General features: G+C 65.9%; 16 protein-coding genes and 1 pseudogene. 13 read left to right on the forward strand and 4 right to left on the reverse strand.

The window, feature by feature from the left end:
• Nucleotides 1-14 precede the first annotated feature (14 nt).
• The 7 genes and pseudogenes from malQ to P9A17_RS20275 form a co-directional block, all read left to right on the forward strand.
• Nucleotides 15-2,153, forward strand: a complete 2,139-nt coding sequence (malQ, locus tag P9A17_RS20245) for a 4-alpha-glucanotransferase (RefSeq protein WP_278040482.1) — start codon at nt 15-17, stop codon at nt 2,151-2,153.
• Nucleotides 2,154-2,495: 342 nt separating this feature from the next.
• Nucleotides 2,496-4,304: a hypothetical protein gene (locus tag P9A17_RS20250; protein ID WP_278040483.1), complete on the forward strand. Its 1,809-nt coding sequence runs from the start codon at nt 2,496-2,498 to the stop codon at nt 4,302-4,304.
• Nucleotides 4,305-4,478: 174 nt separating this feature from the next.
• Nucleotides 4,479-4,973 carry a hypothetical protein gene (locus P9A17_RS20255; protein ID WP_278040484.1) on the forward strand — a complete coding sequence of 165 codons (495 nt, stop codon included), beginning with the start codon at nt 4,479-4,481 and terminating at the stop codon, nt 4,971-4,973.
• A gap of 91 nt (nt 4,974-5,064) precedes the next feature.
• Entirely contained in the window at nt 5,065-5,967 is a 903-nt protein-coding gene (locus P9A17_RS20260; protein ID WP_278040485.1) for a metal-dependent hydrolase, read from the forward strand.
• Nucleotides 5,967-7,073: a PDR/VanB family oxidoreductase gene (locus P9A17_RS20265; protein ID WP_278040486.1), complete on the forward strand. Its 1,107-nt coding sequence runs from the start codon at nt 5,967-5,969 to the stop codon at nt 7,071-7,073. The genes P9A17_RS20260 and P9A17_RS20265 overlap by 1 nt, the downstream gene beginning before the upstream one ends.
• 21 nt (nt 7,074-7,094) lie before the next feature.
• Complete coding sequence (locus tag P9A17_RS20270) at nt 7,095-8,528, forward strand: serine/threonine-protein kinase (RefSeq protein ID WP_278040487.1); 1,434 nt, start codon at nt 7,095-7,097, stop codon at nt 8,526-8,528.
• Nucleotides 8,489-8,920: pseudogene (locus tag P9A17_RS20275) on the forward strand (nuclear transport factor 2 family protein); the annotation flags it as partial. The gene P9A17_RS20270 and the pseudogene P9A17_RS20275, both read left to right, overlap by 40 nt.
• Before the next feature lie 22 nt (nt 8,921-8,942).
• On the opposite strand, the gene P9A17_RS20280 reads toward P9A17_RS20275, so the two are convergent.
• A complete protein-coding gene (locus P9A17_RS20280; protein ID WP_278040488.1) occupies nt 8,943-9,434 on the reverse strand; it encodes an NUDIX domain-containing protein in 492 nt (163 codons plus the stop codon).
• Between the two features lie 27 nt (nt 9,435-9,461).
• Here P9A17_RS20280 and P9A17_RS20285 point away from each other — a divergent pair, with 27 nt between their 5' ends.
• Nucleotides 9,462-10,265 carry a hypothetical protein gene (locus P9A17_RS20285; protein ID WP_278040489.1) on the forward strand — a complete coding sequence of 268 codons (804 nt, stop codon included), beginning with the start codon at nt 9,462-9,464 and terminating at the stop codon, nt 10,263-10,265.
• 18 nt (nt 10,266-10,283) lie between these two features.
• A complete protein-coding gene (locus tag P9A17_RS20290; protein WP_278040490.1) occupies nt 10,284-11,054 on the forward strand; it encodes an SGNH/GDSL hydrolase family protein in 771 nt (256 codons plus the stop codon).
• A 1-nt stretch (nt 11,055) separates the two neighbouring features.
• Here the strand turns inward: P9A17_RS20290 and P9A17_RS20295 are convergent, their stop codons facing one another.
• Together P9A17_RS20295 and P9A17_RS20300 are read right to left on the reverse strand one after the other, a co-directional pair.
• Nucleotides 11,056-11,652: a hypothetical protein gene (locus tag P9A17_RS20295; RefSeq protein WP_278040491.1), complete on the reverse strand. Its 597-nt coding sequence runs from the start codon at nt 11,650-11,652 to the stop codon at nt 11,056-11,058.
• Nucleotides 11,653-11,741: 89 nt separating this feature from the next.
• Nucleotides 11,742-12,551, reverse strand: coding sequence for a ketosteroid isomerase family protein (locus tag P9A17_RS20300; protein ID WP_278040492.1), 810 nt, complete (start codon nt 12,549-12,551; stop codon nt 11,742-11,744).
• A 66-nt stretch (nt 12,552-12,617) separates the two neighbouring features.
• On the opposite strand from P9A17_RS20300, the gene P9A17_RS20305 reads away from it, so the two are divergent.
• On the forward strand, nt 12,618-13,013 hold the full coding sequence (locus P9A17_RS20305) for a hypothetical protein (RefSeq protein WP_278040493.1): 396 nt from the start codon (nt 12,618-12,620) through the stop codon (nt 13,011-13,013).
• Here the strand turns inward: P9A17_RS20305 and P9A17_RS20310 are convergent.
• A complete protein-coding gene (locus tag P9A17_RS20310; RefSeq protein WP_278040494.1) occupies nt 12,993-14,177 on the reverse strand; it encodes a cytochrome P450 in 1,185 nt (394 codons plus the stop codon). The two genes, P9A17_RS20305 and P9A17_RS20310, sit on opposite strands and share 21 nt — an antisense overlap.
• A gap of 221 nt (nt 14,178-14,398) precedes the next feature.
• Here P9A17_RS20310 and P9A17_RS20315 point away from each other — a divergent pair, with 221 nt between their 5' ends.
• Genes P9A17_RS20315 through P9A17_RS20325 form a run of 3 tightly spaced genes read left to right on the forward strand, consistent with a single transcriptional unit; the run spans nt 14,399 to nt 18,062 of the window.
• Nucleotides 14,399-14,827, forward strand: coding sequence for an MmpS family transport accessory protein (locus P9A17_RS20315; protein WP_278040495.1), 429 nt, complete (start codon nt 14,399-14,401; stop codon nt 14,825-14,827).
• Complete coding sequence (locus tag P9A17_RS20320; RefSeq protein WP_278040496.1) at nt 14,824-17,679, forward strand: MMPL family transporter; 2,856 nt, start codon at nt 14,824-14,826, stop codon at nt 17,677-17,679. The genes P9A17_RS20315 and P9A17_RS20320 overlap by 4 nt, the downstream gene beginning before the upstream one ends.
• A gap of 47 nt (nt 17,680-17,726) precedes the next feature.
• Nucleotides 17,727-18,062 (forward strand): DUF732 domain-containing protein, encoded by a 336-nt coding sequence (locus tag P9A17_RS20325; protein WP_278040497.1) that lies wholly within the window; start codon nt 17,727-17,729, stop codon nt 18,060-18,062.
• Nucleotides 18,063-18,068 lie beyond the last annotated feature (6 nt).

Raw genomic sequence — 18,068 nt, forward strand, 5'->3', positions numbered from 1 at the left:
GCAAGATTGGCGCCATGTCCGATGACACCGAGCTGTCCGCGTCGCTGATCGAGCTGGCCCAGCGGTACGGGGTGGCGACCCAGTACACGGACTGGACCGGTGGCCAGGTGCCGGTGACTCCATCGACCCTGATCGCCGTACTCGACGCGCTGGGTGTGGCCGCGGGGACTGAGCAGGATCGCGCCGATGCGCTGGCCGCTCACGACCGCGACTACTGGGTGCGCCCGCTGCCGCCGACGATCGTCGGACGGTCCGGCGCGACGACGCCGTTCTGGGTGCACGTCACGCACGGCGACCCGGCCCGGCTGTGGTTGCGGCTCGAGGACGGCAGCGTCCGCACCGGAGTCCGGCAGCTCGAAAACAACAGGCCCCCTTTCGAAGTCGACGGCAGGCTGATCGGCGAGGCCACCTTCGAGCTGCCCGCGGATCTGCCGATCGGCTACCACCGGCTCCATCTTCAGGTCGGGTCATCCGATGTCAGCACCACGGTGATCGTGTCGCCGAGCACGCTGCAGCGTTCGACCCCTTTGCGGACGGGGCGAACGTGGGGTCTGGCCACCCAGCTCTACAGTGTTCGCTCGCGAAAATCATGGGGCACAGGCGATTTGACGGACCTCACCGATCTCGCGGTGTGGTCGGCCGCCCGGCACGGCGCGGGTTTCGTGCTCGCCAATCCTCTGCACGCCGCCGCGCCTGTCGCACCGATGGAGCCCTCGCCGTACCTGCCGACCTCGCGGCGGTTCGTCAACCCGCTGTATCTGCGAGTCGAGGCGGTTCCGGAGTTCGCGTACGTCAGGCACCGCAGCCGTATCCGTAAGGCTCAGGCCCAGGTGCAGTCGAGGGCCAGTCGTGCGAAGCAGATCGACCGTGACGCGGCGTGGAAGGCCAAGCGCGCGGCGTTGGAGACGCTGTACCTGGTCGAGTTGTCGGCGGGCCGCGAGCTCGCCTACCAGGCATTCCGGGAACGCGAAGGCCGCAGCCTGGATGACTTCGCGACCTGGTGCGCGCTGGCCGAGAACTACGGTGCGGACTGGCATCAGTGGCCGGAGGAACTGCAGCACCCGCACAGCGATGCGGTGGCCGCATTCGTCGAGGCGCACGCCTCGGAGGTCGACTTCCACCGCTGGCTGCAGTGGCTGGTCGACGAGCAGCTGTCGGCTGCTCAGGACTCGGCGGTGCAGGCAGGCATGGAGCTCGGCATCATGCACGACCTCGCGGTGGGCGTGGATCCCGATGGGGCAGACGCCTGGGCGTTGCAGGACGTGCTGGCGCTCGGGGTCACCGCGGGTGCACCGCCGGACGAGTTCAACCAGCTCGGACAAGACTGGTCGCAGCCGCCGTGGCGCCCGGACAGGCTGGCCGACGCCGCGTATGAACCGTTCCGGGCACTGGTCAGCGCGGTGTTGCGGCATGCGGGCGGCGTCCGCATCGACCACATCATCGGGCTGTTCCGGTTGTGGTGGATTCCGAAGGGCGCGCTGCCGACCGTCGGCACCTATGTGCGTTACGACCACGAGGCGATGATCGGGATCGTCGCGCTGGAAGCGCACCGCGCCGGGGCTGTCGTGGTCGGTGAAGACCTCGGGACGGTCGAGCCGTGGGTTCGGGACTATCTGCGTGACCGTGGCCTGTTCGGCACGTCGATCTTGTGGTTTGAGATGGCTGGAGACGGACCGTTGCCTGCGCAGCGGTGGCGCGAGTATTGCCTGTCGGCGGTGACGACGCACGATCTTCCGCCGACGGCGGGGTATCTGGCGGGCGAGCATGTGCGCCTGCGCGACGAACTCGGTCTGCTGACCCGTTCGGCGGCCGAGGAATTGGCCAGTGATCGCGCGCATCAGGAATCCTGGATGGCCGAGCTTCGCCGCGTCGGGCTGCTCGATGACGGGGACGAGGACGTTGATCGGGTGGTGCTGGCACTGCACCGCTATCTGGGCCGCACTCCCTCACGTCTGCTGTCTCTGTCGCTGGCCGACGCGGTCGGTGAGAAGCGCACCCAGAATCAGCCGGGAACGACGGACGAATACCCGAACTGGCGGGTCCCCCTGGGCGGCCCGGACGGTAGGCAGATGCTCCTCGAGGACATCTTTACGGATCCCCGCGCCGCGGCGCTGTGTGAGGCCATGCAGGCCGCCGTTAAACCGCGCAGCTGATTCTGGCGGGTCGGAACGCGCTCGCGCGACGGACTTGCTGCATCTCGCGTCCTCCCACCGCAGCAAATTCTGAGGGGCGAGCGCCCTCCTTCGTGTCGTTTTCGCAATCTTCAGAGTATGGCCTGATCATGTGCTACTTTCCCCCAAGTCAGCTTGACACCTCGGCCTCAACGAGCCAACGGCGACGCAAGTTTGGCGATGAAACAGTTCATGGGGAGGGGTTGCTGAATGTCCACAGGGGTACCGGAAGAGGTGGCGAATACCCGCCGGCACGGCCGAGGAAGACACCGAGCCGCGACGCGCGGTCGGGTCGAACCGTATGCATGGCTCGGCGCAGGGGCGGTGACGCTCGGTGTCGGCGCGGCGCTGGTGTCAGGTGCGGGAGCAGCCAGCGCCGACACTCCTTCGTCGGACCAAAGCGGTTCCACAAGCGTGGCGTCGCCGTCGTCCAAGTCGACGCGAGAGGCCCCGAGCGCCCGAAACTCGTCGGGTGGATCAGCCTCCACGAAGCCCCCGGCCCCGGACGACACTGCGCAGGAGCGCTCTCCGTCGCGCAAGAACGACGATTCGAGCAGCGACGAAGCCGATGACGGAGGACGCGGCGTGGCCCGAGGTTCGAGCCACGAGTCAGTCGGGGACGCACTCGAAGACGACGACCTCAACGCCGACACCCTCTCCGAGATCGACCTGAAATCGGCCCCCGCGTTGCAGGCACACGAGGGGTCCGTGGCAGCGGGCGCTGAAAACTCGGTCGTGCCCGACGCGACGCTCGCCGGGAACGCGAGGCTGGCAACCTCGTCGACCAGCCAGGCGTGGCTGGACGACGAAGAGGTGGCAGGCATCCCACCCGAATTGGAGGTGCCAGAACTTGCCTACGTCCCGGTGGATGACATGCCGTACGTCTTCGGGGTACCGGGCAAGGATCCAAACATGCCGTCGGGGTCTGACGGGGTGGTCATCGTGGACCCGACCGGCCGCGATTGGAACAATTGGGGCTTGGCGCTGCTCCGTCAGCGGTGGGCGCAGACAGAGTCGAACTACTCGATCAATGGTCCGCGCATTCTCAGCTTTTCAGAATACCCACCGCGGGATTTCTCCGGTGACGAGCAGCCCTATCTGGACGCTGGTTATTGGGATGTCTATTCCTCGGTCTCCAGAGACGATGCCTACGAAGTATTCAGACAGCGTCTGACCCCCCTCGATGGCCCGCTCCGCGATTTCGATATTTACGTCGTGCAGTACCGCCTCGTCGAAGTCGCGAGCACGGACTCAACCGGTTACACCTCGTACACGACTGCGTATGAAACCGTGGGAATTGAGCTGCTCACCGACGACCACGAGATTGTCAACTACGCGCATCAAAAGGCGATTTTCTCCAAGAATGCCCTCAACGAATGGGTCCTGAACTACGACCGCGAAGCATCGGTCTACATCGGACACGCGATTGTGGCGATCGCCAAGGATGAGTTCCCCAGCGAGCTCTTCGAACCCCGGCCGCGGCCCGATTTCGACGGGGACGGTATCCCAGACGACGAAGACCCCGACAAAGACGGCGACGGCGTCCCTTCGGTGGAGGACCCCGACGACTTCGACTCGGACATTCCCGGCGACCCGAGCGATCCTGACCCGAGCGATCCTGACCCGAGCGATCCTGACCCGAGCGATCCTGGAGGTCCTGGCGACCCCGGTGATCCTGGCGACCCCGGTGATCCTGGAGATCCCGGTGATCCCGGGACGGATCCAGAAGATCCGTCGAATGGCTTGTGGGAAAAGACGTGGGAACGTCTGGGTGAGCAAGTCCGCGGTGTCGGCGATGCATTGCGCGCATGGGAGCCGTCGGGATGGGTGAAGTATGTGCTTCCGCCCGATATCGGAAAGGTTTTAGGTTTTGTGTGGGACCGCTATGTCGGCGCTGCCTACAGCTTCGCGAGTCAAACGCAGAATTTTGTTTCTGTAGTGACAGGTATCTTGGCCGGCGATTGGGCCGACGTCAGGGATGAGCTCAAAGACTCATTTCACGTCGTACTCGACAGTCTACCGTCCTTCATTCCCGACCGAATCATCGGACCTGTGCGGGATTTTCTGGACAAGAATGTGGATCGCATCGTCGATCGGTTCGAAAGATGGGACCCGCGTACCCCGGCTGCATAGGGCCGAGTCGTAACGGCGACAGACTCCCCTGAGGCACCGAAGCCACCTCCCAAGGAGGTGGCTTCGTTGTGTCTGCGGTCAGGCCCGGTGTAACGCCGAGGCCCGCTGCAGCGGTTTCACATTCGTCACTGCTGCGATATGTTCGCACCGCATACCGAACCCGAGGGAGTTTTTGTGAACAAGCTCGTTGCGCTCAGCGGCGGACTCGTCGCCGCCGGAACAGCTGCGCTGGTCGGCGCCGGTGTGTCGATGTCTCAGCCGCAGCCCGCCGGGAACTCGGCTCATCCCTCCAATGTGGTCGGCGAGCAGTATGGGCGTGCGCTGGCCATTCTGAAGAGCCAGGGCATCAAGGCCTATTTCGGTGGATCGACCGGCAGTGTGCTTCCTCAGTCTTCGTGCCTGGTCGGTACGCAGAAGGTCACCAGCGGCGGTCGCATGCTGCTGATGCTCGATTGCACGCAAGCCGCGGCGGACCAGATCAAGGCGATGGGTCCGACCGGCGGACCCACAATCGGCGCGAATGGCGTGACAACGGTCACCCCTACCCCGATCGTTCCGATCGCGGGAGCTCCCGGTGCGGGTGTCCCGCCGCCGGCGCCGGGCGTCGTGCAGGGGCTTCCGCCGGGTGGCGGCGCGCCCATCATCGCCAACACGTCACCGCAACCCTGACGCACGGCCCCCTTATCCGGTACCCGCGTTCCCACTAAAGGGTTCGTTTCGTCGTAAACTCAGCTCGAGTTCACGACGAACAGGAGCCGCAATGTTGCGACCGCGCCGTTTCGACGCCGAGATCGATCCCGGTCCCGTGCAGATCCAGGCCCGCAAGGTCCACTTCGACGTCGCCGACATCCCGCTGCACTGGATTCCCGGCCACCCCGTCGCGTCGCACGTCGTCAGCGTCCTCAACATCGTGCTGCCCGCGGGCGAGCGCTGGTTCGTCGAAACGTTCAACGAGGCGCTGCCACTGGTCAACGACCCGAAGCTGGCCGACGACATTCGTGGATTCATCGGCCAGGAAGCCACCCACGCCGATGTGCACGACCAGGTGCTGCACGAGTTCATGGTCGGTCACGGCGTGGACCCGACCCCGATCCTCGATCAGATCGAGCACCTGTTCTCCGGGGTCCTCGCGCCGCTCGACGACACCGTGGACGAAGCCCGCCGGATGAACCACCTGTGCGACCGTCTGTGGCTGATCGCCGCCATCGAGCACTACACGGCGGTAATGGGTGATTTCGCGTTGAACTGCTCGTGGGACGACCATGGTGCCGACCCGACGTTGGTCGACATGTTCCGCTGGCACGGCAGCGAGGAGGTCGAGCACCGCAGCGTCGCCCACGATGTCGCCGTCTACTTCCACGACAGCTACTTCGCGAGGATCCGCGCGATGACCGTGTCGGCCTCGATGCTGTTCGTGTTCTTCCAGCGTGCCGCGTGGTATCTGGTCAAGAACGATCCGTCCGTGGACGCCGGCTGGTGGGCGTTCAACAGAATGCGTATGCGCGATTCGAAGCTTGGCCTGCTTCCCTTGTACCGCAACCTTTTCGGGTCGAGCACGCTCGGCTACTTCCGTCCCGGTTACTCGCCGGAGCAACTCGGATCGACCGCGCAGGCCGTGGCGTATCTGGCCGCGTCGCCGGCGGCGCGCGCCGCACACCTGTGATGCGGCCCTTCGAGCGCTATCGGCGGGTGCCGCCGAGCGCGTCCGGACGCATGCGCCACGACCCGACGCTGCGACTTGCCGACGCGGCGATCTCCGGTCTGTTCGCGGCATCGGCGGCGGTGCGGCGAATCCGTCCACCGGGCGCCGCCTTGGAAACTTTTCCGCTGACGGTCGCCGCGCGTCGCGTCGTGGCGCACGACCAGGATGTCGTCGAGTTGACGCTGACGGCACCCGGCCGAAATCCGTTGCCCCAGTGGTATCCCGGCGCACATGTCGACGTCCATCTACCCAGCGGCGCGGTACGGCAGTACTCGCTGTGCGGGGATCCGGGTGTCGCGCAGGAGTACCGGATCGCGGTGCGCCGCATCCCCGACGGCGGCGGCGGGTCGATCGAGGTGCACGACGGGCTGCCGGTCGGTTCGACGGTGCACACCCACGGACCGCGCAACGCCTTCCCGCTGACCGTGCCCGGCTACGGCTCCCCCGCGCGCCGGTTCCGGTTCGTCGCGGGAGGTATCGGCATCACGCCGATCCTGCCTATGCTCGCGCTGGCCCGAAAGCTCGGCATCGACTGGTCGATGGTCTACACGGGACGTTCTGTGGACAGCCTTCCGTTCGTCGACGAGGTCGCCGCCTACGGGGCGCCGGTCGAGATCCGCACCGACGACCGGGACGGGTTGCCGAACGCGGCCGATCTGCTGGGCGACTGTCCGGACGGCACAGCGGTTTACGCGTGCGGGCCGGCGCCGATGCTCACCGCGATCAGGTCGTCACTCGTCGGGCGCGACGATGTGGAGTTGCATTTCGAGCGGTTCGCAGCGCCGCCGGTTGTCGACGGCAGACCGTTCGGGGTGACGGTCGCATCGACGGGCGAGACGGTCGACGTGAGCGCCGACGAGACGCTGCTGTCCGCTTTGCGCCGTGCAGGCGTCCCCGCGCGGTACTCGTGCCAGCAGGGCTTCTGCGGAACGTGCCGCACCCGGGTGCTGACGGGGTCGGTCGATCACCGCGACACGCTGCTGACCGCGCCGGAGAGGGCTGCCGGGATGATGCTGACCTGCGTGTCCCGCGCCGAAGACGGCTCGCGGTTGACGCTGGATTTCTGACTCCGTCGGTAGGATGCGCCAATGCCGTTGGCCGCAGGTGAGACCTTCGCCGGGTACACGATCGTGCGCCTGCTCGGTTCCGGTGGGATGGGCGAGGTCTACCTTGCGCAGCATCCCCGCCTCCCCCGCCAGGATGCGTTGAAGGTTCTGCCCGCCTCGGTGTCGGCCGATTCGGAATATCGCCAGCGCTTTAACCGGGAAGCCGACATCGCCGCGACGCTGTGGCATCCTCACATCGTCGGCGTGCACGACCGCGGTGAGTACGACGGCCAGATCTGGATCTCGATGGATTACGTCGAGGGCACCGACGCCGCGCACCTTCTTGCCGATCAGCGCGGTGACGGGTTGCCCGCACAGCAGGTTGCCGAGGTCATCACCGCTGTCGCCGAGGCACTCGACTACGCCCATGAACGCCACCTGCTGCACCGCGATGTCAAGCCCGCCAACATCCTGCTGTCCAAGCCGGGTGCTCCGGATCAGCGAATTCTGTTGGCAGACTTCGGCATTGCGCGATGGGATGACGATATCAGCGGCCTGACCGCGACGAACATGACCGTCGGTACGGTGTCGTACGCGGCACCCGAACAGCTGATGGCCCGTGACCTCGACGGCCGCGCCGATCAGTACGCGCTGGCTGCGACGGCATTCCATCTGTTGACGGGCAAACCGCCGTTCTCCCATTCGAATCCGGCTGTGGTGATCAGCCAGCATCTCTCGGCGGAACCCCCGACGATCGGCGATCAACGACCCGACCTGTCCCACGTCGACGCCGTCCTGGCCAAGGCGCTCGCGAAGGACCCCAACGACCGCTTCGAGCGGTGTGCGGACTTCGCGCACGCGCTCAGTCATCGGCTCGCGGCACCGGCCGACGACGGCGCCACCCGGCTGTTGCGGGCGACTGCCGCGCCGCCCCGACCTACGTGGCGGCGCCCGGCCGTCCTCGTGCCGGCGGTGCTTGCTGTGCTGCTTGTCGCGGCCGTCGCGGTGGCCGCGCTGGAGTTCCTGCGCGCGGACCGCGCCGACGAGACGCCCACCGCGCGCCAGACCTCGACGTCCACCACGTCCACCGCGACCACCGCGGCGCCTCCGCCACCGACATCGAGTGCCCCCGCCACAACGACCGAGGCGACCGAGACCGTCACCGACACCGTGACATCCTCGGCGACCGCGCCTGCCGTCGCGGTCATCGGCGCGAACTGCTCTCCGCTGGACAGCACGGCGACGACGGACACCGGCGCCACGGCGTACTGCTCCTCCGTTCCGGCTTCCGATGCCACGATCTGGTCGCTGACCCGGGGCGAAGTGTCCAGCCCCAGCTCGACCCCACCGCCGGATCCGACCGAGCCGCCGGTGCCCGCCGAGGAGGCGTTCCCGGTGCTGACCTGTATGGAACAGACGGGCCAGACGCGCAGGGAATGCCGCGAGGACATCCGCCGAAGCAACGGCCTGCCGTGACGCTCGAGGTACCCGACCGGCTTGCGGTGTCCGACCTGGTCCACCTCTACGCGTCCGCGGTCGACGACCGCAGGTTTGACGATGTACTCGAATTGTTCACCGAGACAGCGGAATTACGGGTGCCGGACCCTCCCTCTTCGCTGGAGCCGACGCTGCGTCACCATGGCCGGGACGGCGTGCGCACCGCGCTGTCGGCACTGGCCGCGATCACCCGGACCGAGCACGCAATCGTGGGCGAGGTGTACGCGCCCGGTGAGGACCGCGACTACGCGCTGGGACGGATCGCGTGCGTGGCCCACCATTGGAGCGTCGACGGCAACGGCAACGCCACCGACGTGGTCTGGCATCTGCGCTACGACGACGAATACCTGCGGACCCCGAAAGGTTGGCGGTTCCACGGCCGCGCGCTGACGATCAACGCGATCGAGACCCTTCCGGTGCGTCGCGTCCGAGTGCCTCCTCGAGCTGATCGAGCAGCGGGCGCTGGCTCTTCAGCAGTTTCTCCCGCGCGGTCGCCAGGTCGACCCAGTCCACCCGGTCGATCTCGGGGAACTCTTTGATCGTGCCGGATCCGCGCGGCCACTCCAGCGTGAAGGTGTTGCTGAACGTGCCCTCGAGGTCGAGGTCGCCCCGCACGGCGAACGCTGTCACCACCTTGCCGCCGGGCTGGCGCAGCGGCGCGAACTCGATACGCGGGCCGGTCGGCGGCTGCTTACCGGTTTCCTCGGTGAATTCCCGCTGCGCCACCGTCCACGGATCCTCCCCGTCGACGTACTCGCCTTTCGGAATCGACCATGCGCCTTCGTCTTTGCGCGCCCAGAAGGGGCCGCCGGGATGCCCGATCAGCACCTCGAGGTTTGCGTCGGTTTCCCGGAACAGTAGTAGTCCGGCGCTGAGCTTGGGCACGGTGCCGACGATAGTATGGGCACCATCATGACCCGTCCACGGCGGTTCGATCCGTTCCGGCCGGTCGAGCTATTGACATCCTTGTGGTCGGCGACCGCGATGGTGCCCGTCAACAGCGGCGCCGCGGCCGCCTATCGCACGCTGTTTGTCACGATGCGCAGGCTCGTCCTGGGCCGCAGGCTCACGGTGCGTCTCGACGGCGGCGACCTGACGATGACCGTCACAGAGTTCGATTCCCGCCTAGATACGCACGGGCTCGCCGTCGGCCAGCTCAACGATGTGACGGTGACCGCCGAGGACATTCATTGGCGGACAGCTCGTTTCGATCGGGCGACGGTGGTGATGCACAACGTGCACATGAAGCCGGGTGCGCCGCCGGTTGCGGTGGCCGCACCGGTCGACATCACGCTGGATCTACCTGCCGCCACGCTCGACGATCTGTTCCGCACGGCGGCTCCGCGGCTGTCGGGCAGGGTCGGACCCGACGGCATCGCACGGCTGGGGCTGGCGCGACGGCCTGATCTCGGCGACGTCGAGGTGGAGGCCAGGCTCGACGGCACGACGCTGTGGCTGACCGCGCGGCAGCTACGCGTCGGCAGCCGGCGCTGGCGGTTGCCCGCCGCGACTCCGCGCTACCCGGTGCAGCTTCCCGAGTTGGCGAACGGTCTGCAGCTGACCGCCGTGACCTTCGCTCCAGGTGTCGTGCAGATGTCGGGCAGGTTGCCGGAGTGGCGCACCGACCTTCCACCGAAGCTGTTGGAGGACATCATCACTCAGCTCAGCGTCACCGGAATGGTGCTCAACCTGACGAGGCTGGGCAGATTGTGGTGACGCGCTAGAGTCACGTTTGTGTTCGGGTACTCCCGGTATGTCGCACTCGGTGACAGTCAGACGGAAGGGCTCTGGGATGGCGACGACGAGACCGGCCTGGCCGGTTTCGCCGACCGGCTGGCGGTGATGATCGACAGCGTCTGGCCGGGCCTGCAGTACGCGAATCTCGCGATCCGCGGTCGGCAGATCCGCGATGTGCTCGACGATCAGCTGCCGCGGGCGTTGGAGATGAACGCCGACCTGATCACCGTCTGCATCGGGATGAACGACATGACCAGGCCCGGTTCGGGATTCGACCGGGCACTGGAACAGCTCGACGAGATGCATGTGCGGCTCGCGGCGTCGGGCGCGACGGTGGTGACGACGACGTTCCCGGATCTGGCACGGATCCTGCCGATCGGGCGGGTGCTGGCCAAGCGCCTCATCATCATCAACGCCCAAATCAGGGACGCTGCGGTGCGCCACGGCTTCCGTCTGGTGGATCTGTTCGTCGCACCGTCGATGACTCAGCCCGACATCTGGAGTCCGGATCGGGTACACGGATCCCCCAAGGGGCACATGCTCTTTGCCGCAGCCGCCGCGGAGGCGCTGGCGCTGCCCAGCGCCGATCACGACTGGGCGGTGGCGGATCCAGCGGCCGCACTGCCGTCGTTCCGCTCCCGGATGTACTCGCAGCTGCTGTGGACGCAGAACATGCTGATGCCGTACCTGTGGATGCACATGCGCGGTAAGTCGGTGGGAACCGGCCGGCCTCCGCGGCGCCCGCACCTGGAGACATTGAGCGCGTAGCTCAGATGCCGGTCCAGGCCTCGTCGATGGTTTCGGCGACGTTGATGATCTTGGCCTTCTGCGAACCGGGGCTGTCGATTTCGCCGGCCACGTGCAGCGCGATGAACCGTTTGATCTCGGCGTCGATCCCGCCGATGATGCGCACCACCTCGGCGCGCAGCGTCTTGGATGTCACGTGGATGGAGATGTCGGTGGAGCGCGGTTTTTCGACGTCGAGGATCAGGAGCAGCGGCTCGGCGGCTTTCGCGGTGGCCCGCAGTGAGATCTCCCCGAAGACCATGAACTTCGGTTTGTCGATGCGCAGGTCGACGACCATGTCGATCTCGAGTGGGATCCGGATCGCGAACGTGATCAGCTCGCCGACGTCACGGGTCACATTGGGTTGCTGGACGCGGACCTTCGCGGTGACCTTGGCCAGGCCGCCGGGCCCCTGTGCCATCGGGCCCATCTCGAACGCGTCTCCCGCGATCTCGCCGATGGCGTTGCCGACGCGTTCCTCGGTGACCGCGACCTCGAAGAATCGGCGACCGAACTGCTCGTAAGTCAGGGATTGCCCGGGAACGGACGCATCGTGGGAGAAAGATGAAGGCTCGGCCATGGTGCTTTTACGTTCTCACGTTCGGCGGGGGCCACGCGACACCGCGACCGAAACGTTGCCGGGTCGCCGTACTCGGTTGATGTGGCCGGTCAGTCGAGTTCGCCGAACACCCGGATCCGCGTGATCCGGGCGCGGTCGCTGCCGGCTCCGGGGCCGATCTCCCCGACGAGCACGGTCCTGATGCCGTCGCGGTCCACCCGCGCCGCCACTGACCGGCCGGCGCTGATGAGCTTGCTCCAGCTGCCGCCCGACAAGTGCTTGACGAGGTCGGAGGGTGTCAGCCCGCCAGCGTCACCGCCGGTGACCTGGGTGTCGGACAGCAGCCGTCGCATCCCGACCTCGTCTCCGCCGCATGCGTCGTCGAGGAAACGGCCGAACAGCCTCTTGCCGCCGTTGCCGACGCCGCGGAAGCCGCTCAGGAAGCCGAGGCTGCCGCTCAGGCCCTGATTGGCGAACATCGTCCGCCCGAGCGCGATACCGGCGGGGACGGCACCGAACCCGGCGCGGCCGAACTGGCCGATCATCGCGGGGAGCTCCCAGTAGGCCGACAGCGCGGCGACGCCGAGTTCGCCGCCGTCTTCGCGCAGGTCGTAGCGGATATAGGTGGGGACGCGCATCGTCAGCGTCGATGTCATCTCGATGACGAGCTCGACGTCGCGGATGACGATGTTGTCGACGACGATGTCGCCTTCGGGCCGGAAGGTGATGATGCGTGGACCGATGAAGGTGTCGTAGAAGTTCCCGATCGCGGCGTGCCCGACGTGTGGCGCCGATCCGACCGGGTCTTCGACCCGGCCGTCCGCGGTGAACAGGCCGATCCAGCCGTCACGGTCATGCGCGCCGGCGGCGACGAGCGACCTCTGCGCCGAGGCCAGCACGTCAGCTTGTGTGAAAGGCATATGGTTGCCTACCACCTCGGGGGCCCACAGTCGACTAGACGTGCCGCCGCGGGCACACTGGTGGTTATGAGCAGGAGCAACGGACCTTTCGGATTCGACCCCGAGGATTTGGACCGCGTCGTCCGCGAAGCGGGCGAAGGGTTGCGGGACGCGCTGGGGCGCGCGGGCTTTTCCAGTCTGTTCGACGAGTTCTCCCGGGGCACCCGGACGCGCGCGGAGCCGGAGACCACGGGCGAGGCCGGTGACGGCGTGTGGGCGATCTTCACGACCGACGACGGCGGTGGTGCGCACATCGAGCAGGTGTATCCGACGGAGTTGGATGCGTTGCGCGCCAACAAGAACAACACCGATCCGAAGCGGCGGGTGCGTTTCCTGCCGTACGGGATCGCGGTCAGCGTGCTCGACGCTGCCGACACCGACGACTCAGGCTCAGGCGACGGCTCAGGCGACCAGAATCCGTAGGTGCTCCCAGCCCCGCACGGTCGACGTGGGGGCCAGTCGCGCGGTGGCGTAGTCGATGTCCCATTCGGGCCACCGGTTGAGGAGTTCGTCGAGCGCGACGCGCCCCTCGAGGCGGGCCAGGTTGGCGCCCAGGCAGTAGTGCAGTCCCTTGCCGAACGTCAGGTGGCTGATGTTGTCGCGATGGATGTCGTAGGTGTCGGGATCGCGGTACCGGCGCTCGTCGCGGTTGGCGGCACCGAACAGCAGCAGGATCGCGGCGCCCGCGGGCACGGTGGTGCCGTCGTATTCGAGATCCTTGGCCAGATATCGCGCAACGTGGGGTCCGGTGGGTTCGAAGCGCAGCGTCTCGTCGACGGTGCGCCCCAGCAGTGAGCGGTCTTCGACGATCTCGCGGCGCTGGTCGGGGTGCTCGGCGAGCACCTTGGCCAGCCAGCCGATCAGTCGCCCGGTGGTCTCGTTGCCCGCCCCGGCCACCACCTGGGTGTAGTGCAGGACCTCTTTGCGGGTGAGCTTGCGTTCAACGCCGTGTTCGTCGGTGAACTCGACGTTGAGCAGTGCGGTCATCAGATCGTCGGACGGGTTGGCTGCACGCCATTCGACGTAGTCTGCGTAGATGCGACCGTCGGCGATCCGGTCCGGGTCTGCGACCTTCATCGGCGCGCCGGGTTTGGTCCGCAGGTTCGCGTCGTTGGCGTCGCGCACCGACACCTGTTCGGATTCCGGGATGCCGAGGAGCATGCCGATCACCCGCATCGGCATCATCGCGGCGAGTTCGGCGATGACGTCGAAGCCGTCGCTGCCCACCAGCGGGTCGAGGCAGTTGACGCAGTACCGTCGGATCTGGTCTTCGATCTCGGCCATCCGGCGCGGTGTGAAGACTCGCGACATCAGGCCGCGCAGCATCGTGTGTTCGGGCGGGTCTTCGAACATCATCACGCCCTTGGGCATGTCGAAGTCGGATTTGACCAGCTCGAGGATGTCGCTGCGGCTGTTGGAGAACGTCGACCAATCCAGCAACGCCTTCTCGACGTCGGCGTGTCGTGACAGCGCCCAGAAGTCGTATCGCTCGTTGTAATAGAGCGGTGCCTCGTCGCGCAGACGGGCGTAGGTCGGGTAGGGATCGGTCGTGATGGCGATGTCATACGGGTCGTAGTAGACGGTCATGACGGGCACGCTCCTCATCGACTGTGCGACCGCTCAGCACACTACCGGAAGCGTTAAATTGTGACCTGGATCGCCTGCTCGAAATACGAGTTAGCAGTGACACATTTGCTTGAGCTAATCTATGGCCGGGTGAGAACTTAAACCGGCTAAGTTACGATCAGCACAACATTAGATACGGATTTCAGGGGTCAAATGCGCGTCACTTCGCGGGGTCAGCAGTCGTGCTAGCCATAGGGAAGAAGATCTGGCTGCCACTGCTCATCGTCGTCGTCGTTGTGGTTGCGGGCCTGACCGTTGCGCGCATCCGTACCTTCTTCGGCGCCGAGGGCATCATCGAGACGCCGCGCAACTTCGCCGACCTGCCCGAACCGTTTGATCCGAAGGTCGTCCGCTACGAGATCGTCGGTAATGGAACGTATGCCGACGTGAATTACCTCGACCTCGACGCCAAACCGCAGCGCGTCGACGGCGCGGCGCTGCCGTGGACGCTCGTCCTGGAGACGACCGAGCCGTCGGCGGCGCCCAACATCGTCGCCCAGGGTGATGGCGGATCGATCACGTGCCGGATCTTCGTCGATGACGAATTGAAGGACGAGAGGACGACCGACGGCTTGAATGCCCAGACCTTCTGCTTTGTGAAGTCCGCATGAGCGCACCGGTTTCCGACGCCCGCACCGACGAATTCCCCGCTGCGCGTGAGCCGCACAGGCCGTTCATCCCCCGGATGATCCGGCTCTTCGCGCTGCCGATCGTCGTGGTCTGGATCGCGGTGATCGTCTGCCTGAACGTTTTTGTGCCCCAGCTCGAGGCGGTCGGCGAGGCGCAGGCCGTGTCGATGAGCCCGAACGACGCCCCGTCGATGATCTCGATGAAGAAGGTCGGCGAGCTCTTCGAAGAAGGCGATTCGGACAGCTCGGTGATGATCGTCTTCGAGGGCGAGCAGCCCCTCGGCGACGAGGCGCACGCCTGGTATGACGAACTCGTCGACCGGCTGGAGGCTGACACCGCGCACGTGCAGTCCGTCCAGGACTTCTGGAGCGATCCCCTCACCGCGTCGGGCTCGCAGAGCAACGACGGCAAAGCCGCCTACGTCCAGGTCAAGCTCGCGGGCAACCAGGGTGAGGCACTCGCCAACGAGTCGGTGAAGTCCGTCCAGGGCATCGTCAACAGCCTCGAGGCGCCACCTGGTGTCAAGGCATACGTGACCGGTCCGGCCGCGCTTGCCGCCGATCAGCACATCGCCGGCGACCGCAGCATGCGCCTCATCGAGGCCGCCACATTCACCGTCATCATCGTCATGCTGCTGCTGGTGTACCGGTCGATCGTGACGGTGCTCATCACGCTGTTCATGGTGGTGCTGTCGCTGGCCACCGCCCGCGGCGTGGTCGCATTCCTCGGGCACACCGAGATCATCGGGCTCTCGACCTTCGCGACCAACCTCCTCGTGACGCTCGCGATAGCCGCGGCGACCGATTACGCGATCTTCCTGATAGGCCGATATCAGGAGGCGCGTGCGCTCGGCGAGGACAAGGAATCCGCCTACTACACGATGTTCCACGGCACGGCCCACGTCGTGCTCGGCTCGGGTCTGACGATTGCGGGCGCCACCTTCTGCCTGAGCTTCACCCGGCTCCCCTACTTCCAGACCATGGGCGTTCCGCTGGCGATCGGCATGTTCGTCGTCGTGATGGCCGGCGTGGTGCTGATGGTCGCGATCATCAGCATCGCCACCCGCTTCGGCAAGCTGCTGGAACCCAAGCGCGCCATGCGAATCCGCGGCTGGCGCAAGGTCGGTGCCGCCGTGGTCCGCTGGCCCGGCCCGATCCTGATCGCGACGATGGCGATCACCCTGATCGGCCTGCTGGCTCTGCCGGGCTACAAGACCAACTACAACGACCGTGACTACCTGCCGGCCGATCTGCCCGCCAACGAGGGCTACGCCGTCGCCGACGAGCACTTCGACCAGGCCCGGATGAACCCCGAGCTGTTGATGATCGAAAGCGATCACGACATGCGCAACTCGGCGGACTTCCTCGTCATCGACAAGATCGCCAAGGCGCTGTTCAAGGTAGAGGGCATCGCCCGTGTGCAGGCGATCACCCGGCCCGACGGCAAGCCGATCAAGCACACGTCGATCCCGTTCCAGATGAGCATGCAGGGCACCACGCAGCGGCTCAACGAGAAGTACATGCAGGACCGGATGGCCGACATGCTGGTCCAGGCGGACGAGATGGCCAACACCATCGCGACCATGGAGAAGATGTCGAATCTGACGACTCAGATGGCCGACATCACGCACAGCATGGTCTCGAAGATGGAGAACATGCTGGTCGACATCGAAGATCTCCGCGACAGCATCGCGAACTTCGACGACTTCTTCCGGCCGATCCGCAACTACTTCTACTGGGAACCGAAGTGCTTCAACATCCCGGTGTGCTGGGCGCTGCGGTCGGTGTTCGACACGCTCGACGGCATCAATGTGATGACCGATGACTTCAAGGCGATCCTGCCGGACATGAAACGGCTGGACACCTTGATGCCGCAGATGGTCGCGCTCATGCCCGAGATGATCGAGACCATGAAGACCATGCGGACCATGATGCTGACGATGTATCAGTCGCAGAAGGGTCAGCAGGACCAGATGGCGGCGATGTCGGAGGATGCCGACGCCATGGGCGAGGCGTTCGACGACTCGATGAACGACGACTCGTTCTATCTGCCGCCGGAGATCTTCGAGAACGCCGACTTCCAGCGTGGTCTTGAGCAGTTCCTGTCCCCCGACGGGCATGCGGTGCGATTCATCATCTCTCACGAGGGTGATCCGCTCAGCCCCGAAGGCGTGGCCAAGATCGACAACATCAAGACCGCCGCCAAGGAAGCCATCAAGGGCACCCCGCTGGAGGGGTCCAAGGTCTACCTCGGTGGCACCGCGGCCACGTTCAAGGACATGCAGGACGGCAACAACTACGACCTGCTGATCGCCGGTATCTCCGCGCTGGGCCTGATCTTCATCATCATGTTGATCCTGACGCGGGCCGTCGTCGCGGCTGCGGTGATCGTCGGCACGGTGGTGTTGTCGCTGGCCGCCTCGTTCGGGTTGTCGGTGCTGTTGTGGCAGCACATCCTGGGCCAGGAACTGCACTGGATGGTCTTGGCCATGGCGGTGATCATCCTGCTGGCCGTGGGCGCCGACTACAACCTGTTGTTGGTCTCCCGCCTCAAAGAGGAGATACACGCGGGCATCGGCACGGGCATCATCCGCGCCATGGGCGGCAGTGGTTCCGTCGTAACGGCCGCGGGATTGGTGTTCGCGCTTACGATGATGTCGATGTCGGTCAGTGAGCTGACCGTCATCGGGCAGGTCGGCACGACGATCGGTCTGGGTCTGTTGTTCGACACGTTGGTGATTCGAGCCTTCATGACACCGTCGATCGCCGCGCTACTGGGTCCATGGTTCTGGTGGCCGCAACGGGTACGTACCCGTCCTATCCCCGCGCCCTAGCCGAGACCTGGTGGGCTGCAATCGGATCCGTCGGAAGGAGTGAGGGCATGAAGCGCCTCATGATCGGTGTCGCCGCGGCGGCTGTGACGCTTGGAGCTCTCGGAACCGCGGCGCCCGCCGCCGCCGACCCCGACACCGCGTTCGCCAACGAGCTGAACACGTACGGGATCTACGGGCAGAAGGACTACAACGCCTGGATCGGCAAGATCGCCTGTAAGCGGATCACTATGGGCACCGACCCCGACGTGTTCGCGTCGGCGAACTTCGTCCACAACCAGCTGGAGAAGGACGCGACGACGGATCAGGCCTACCAGTTCCTGGCTGCGGCGCTGCGCACGTACTGCCCGGACAAGCTCCCGATTCTGGGCCAGGCCCAGCAGTAGCTTCGG

This window comes from Mycobacterium sp. 236(2023) (assembly GCF_029623955.1).
Classification (GTDB): domain Bacteria; phylum Actinomycetota; class Actinomycetes; order Mycobacteriales; family Mycobacteriaceae; genus Mycobacterium.

Excerpts from the sequence above, each read along its gene's own strand:
- P9A17_RS20325 (WP_278040497.1), top strand. The coding sequence starts at position 17,727 with ATGAAGCGCCTCATGATCGGTGTCGCCGCGGCGGCTGTGACGCTTGGA.
- P9A17_RS20265 (WP_278040486.1), top strand. The coding sequence starts at position 5,967 with ATGCGGCCCTTCGAGCGCTATCGGCGGGTGCCGCCGAGCGCGTCCGGA.
- P9A17_RS20270 (WP_278040487.1), top strand. The coding sequence starts at position 7,095 with ATGCCGTTGGCCGCAGGTGAGACCTTCGCCGGGTACACGATCGTGCGC.
- P9A17_RS20320 (WP_278040496.1), top strand. The coding sequence starts at position 14,824 with ATGAGCGCACCGGTTTCCGACGCCCGCACCGACGAATTCCCCGCTGCG.
- malQ (WP_278040482.1), top strand. The coding sequence starts at position 15 with ATGTCCGATGACACCGAGCTGTCCGCGTCGCTGATCGAGCTGGCCCAG.
- P9A17_RS20305 (WP_278040493.1), top strand. The coding sequence starts at position 12,618 with ATGAGCAGGAGCAACGGACCTTTCGGATTCGACCCCGAGGATTTGGAC.
- P9A17_RS20300 (WP_278040492.1), bottom strand. The coding sequence starts at position 12,551 with ATGCCTTTCACACAAGCTGACGTGCTGGCCTCGGCGCAGAGGTCGCTC.
- P9A17_RS20285 (WP_278040489.1), top strand. The coding sequence starts at position 9,462 with ATGACCCGTCCACGGCGGTTCGATCCGTTCCGGCCGGTCGAGCTATTG.
- P9A17_RS20260 (WP_278040485.1), top strand. The coding sequence starts at position 5,065 with ATGTTGCGACCGCGCCGTTTCGACGCCGAGATCGATCCCGGTCCCGTG.
- P9A17_RS20310 (WP_278040494.1), bottom strand. The coding sequence starts at position 14,177 with ATGACCGTCTACTACGACCCGTATGACATCGCCATCACGACCGATCCC.
- P9A17_RS20295 (WP_278040491.1), bottom strand. The coding sequence starts at position 11,652 with ATGGCCGAGCCTTCATCTTTCTCCCACGATGCGTCCGTTCCCGGGCAA.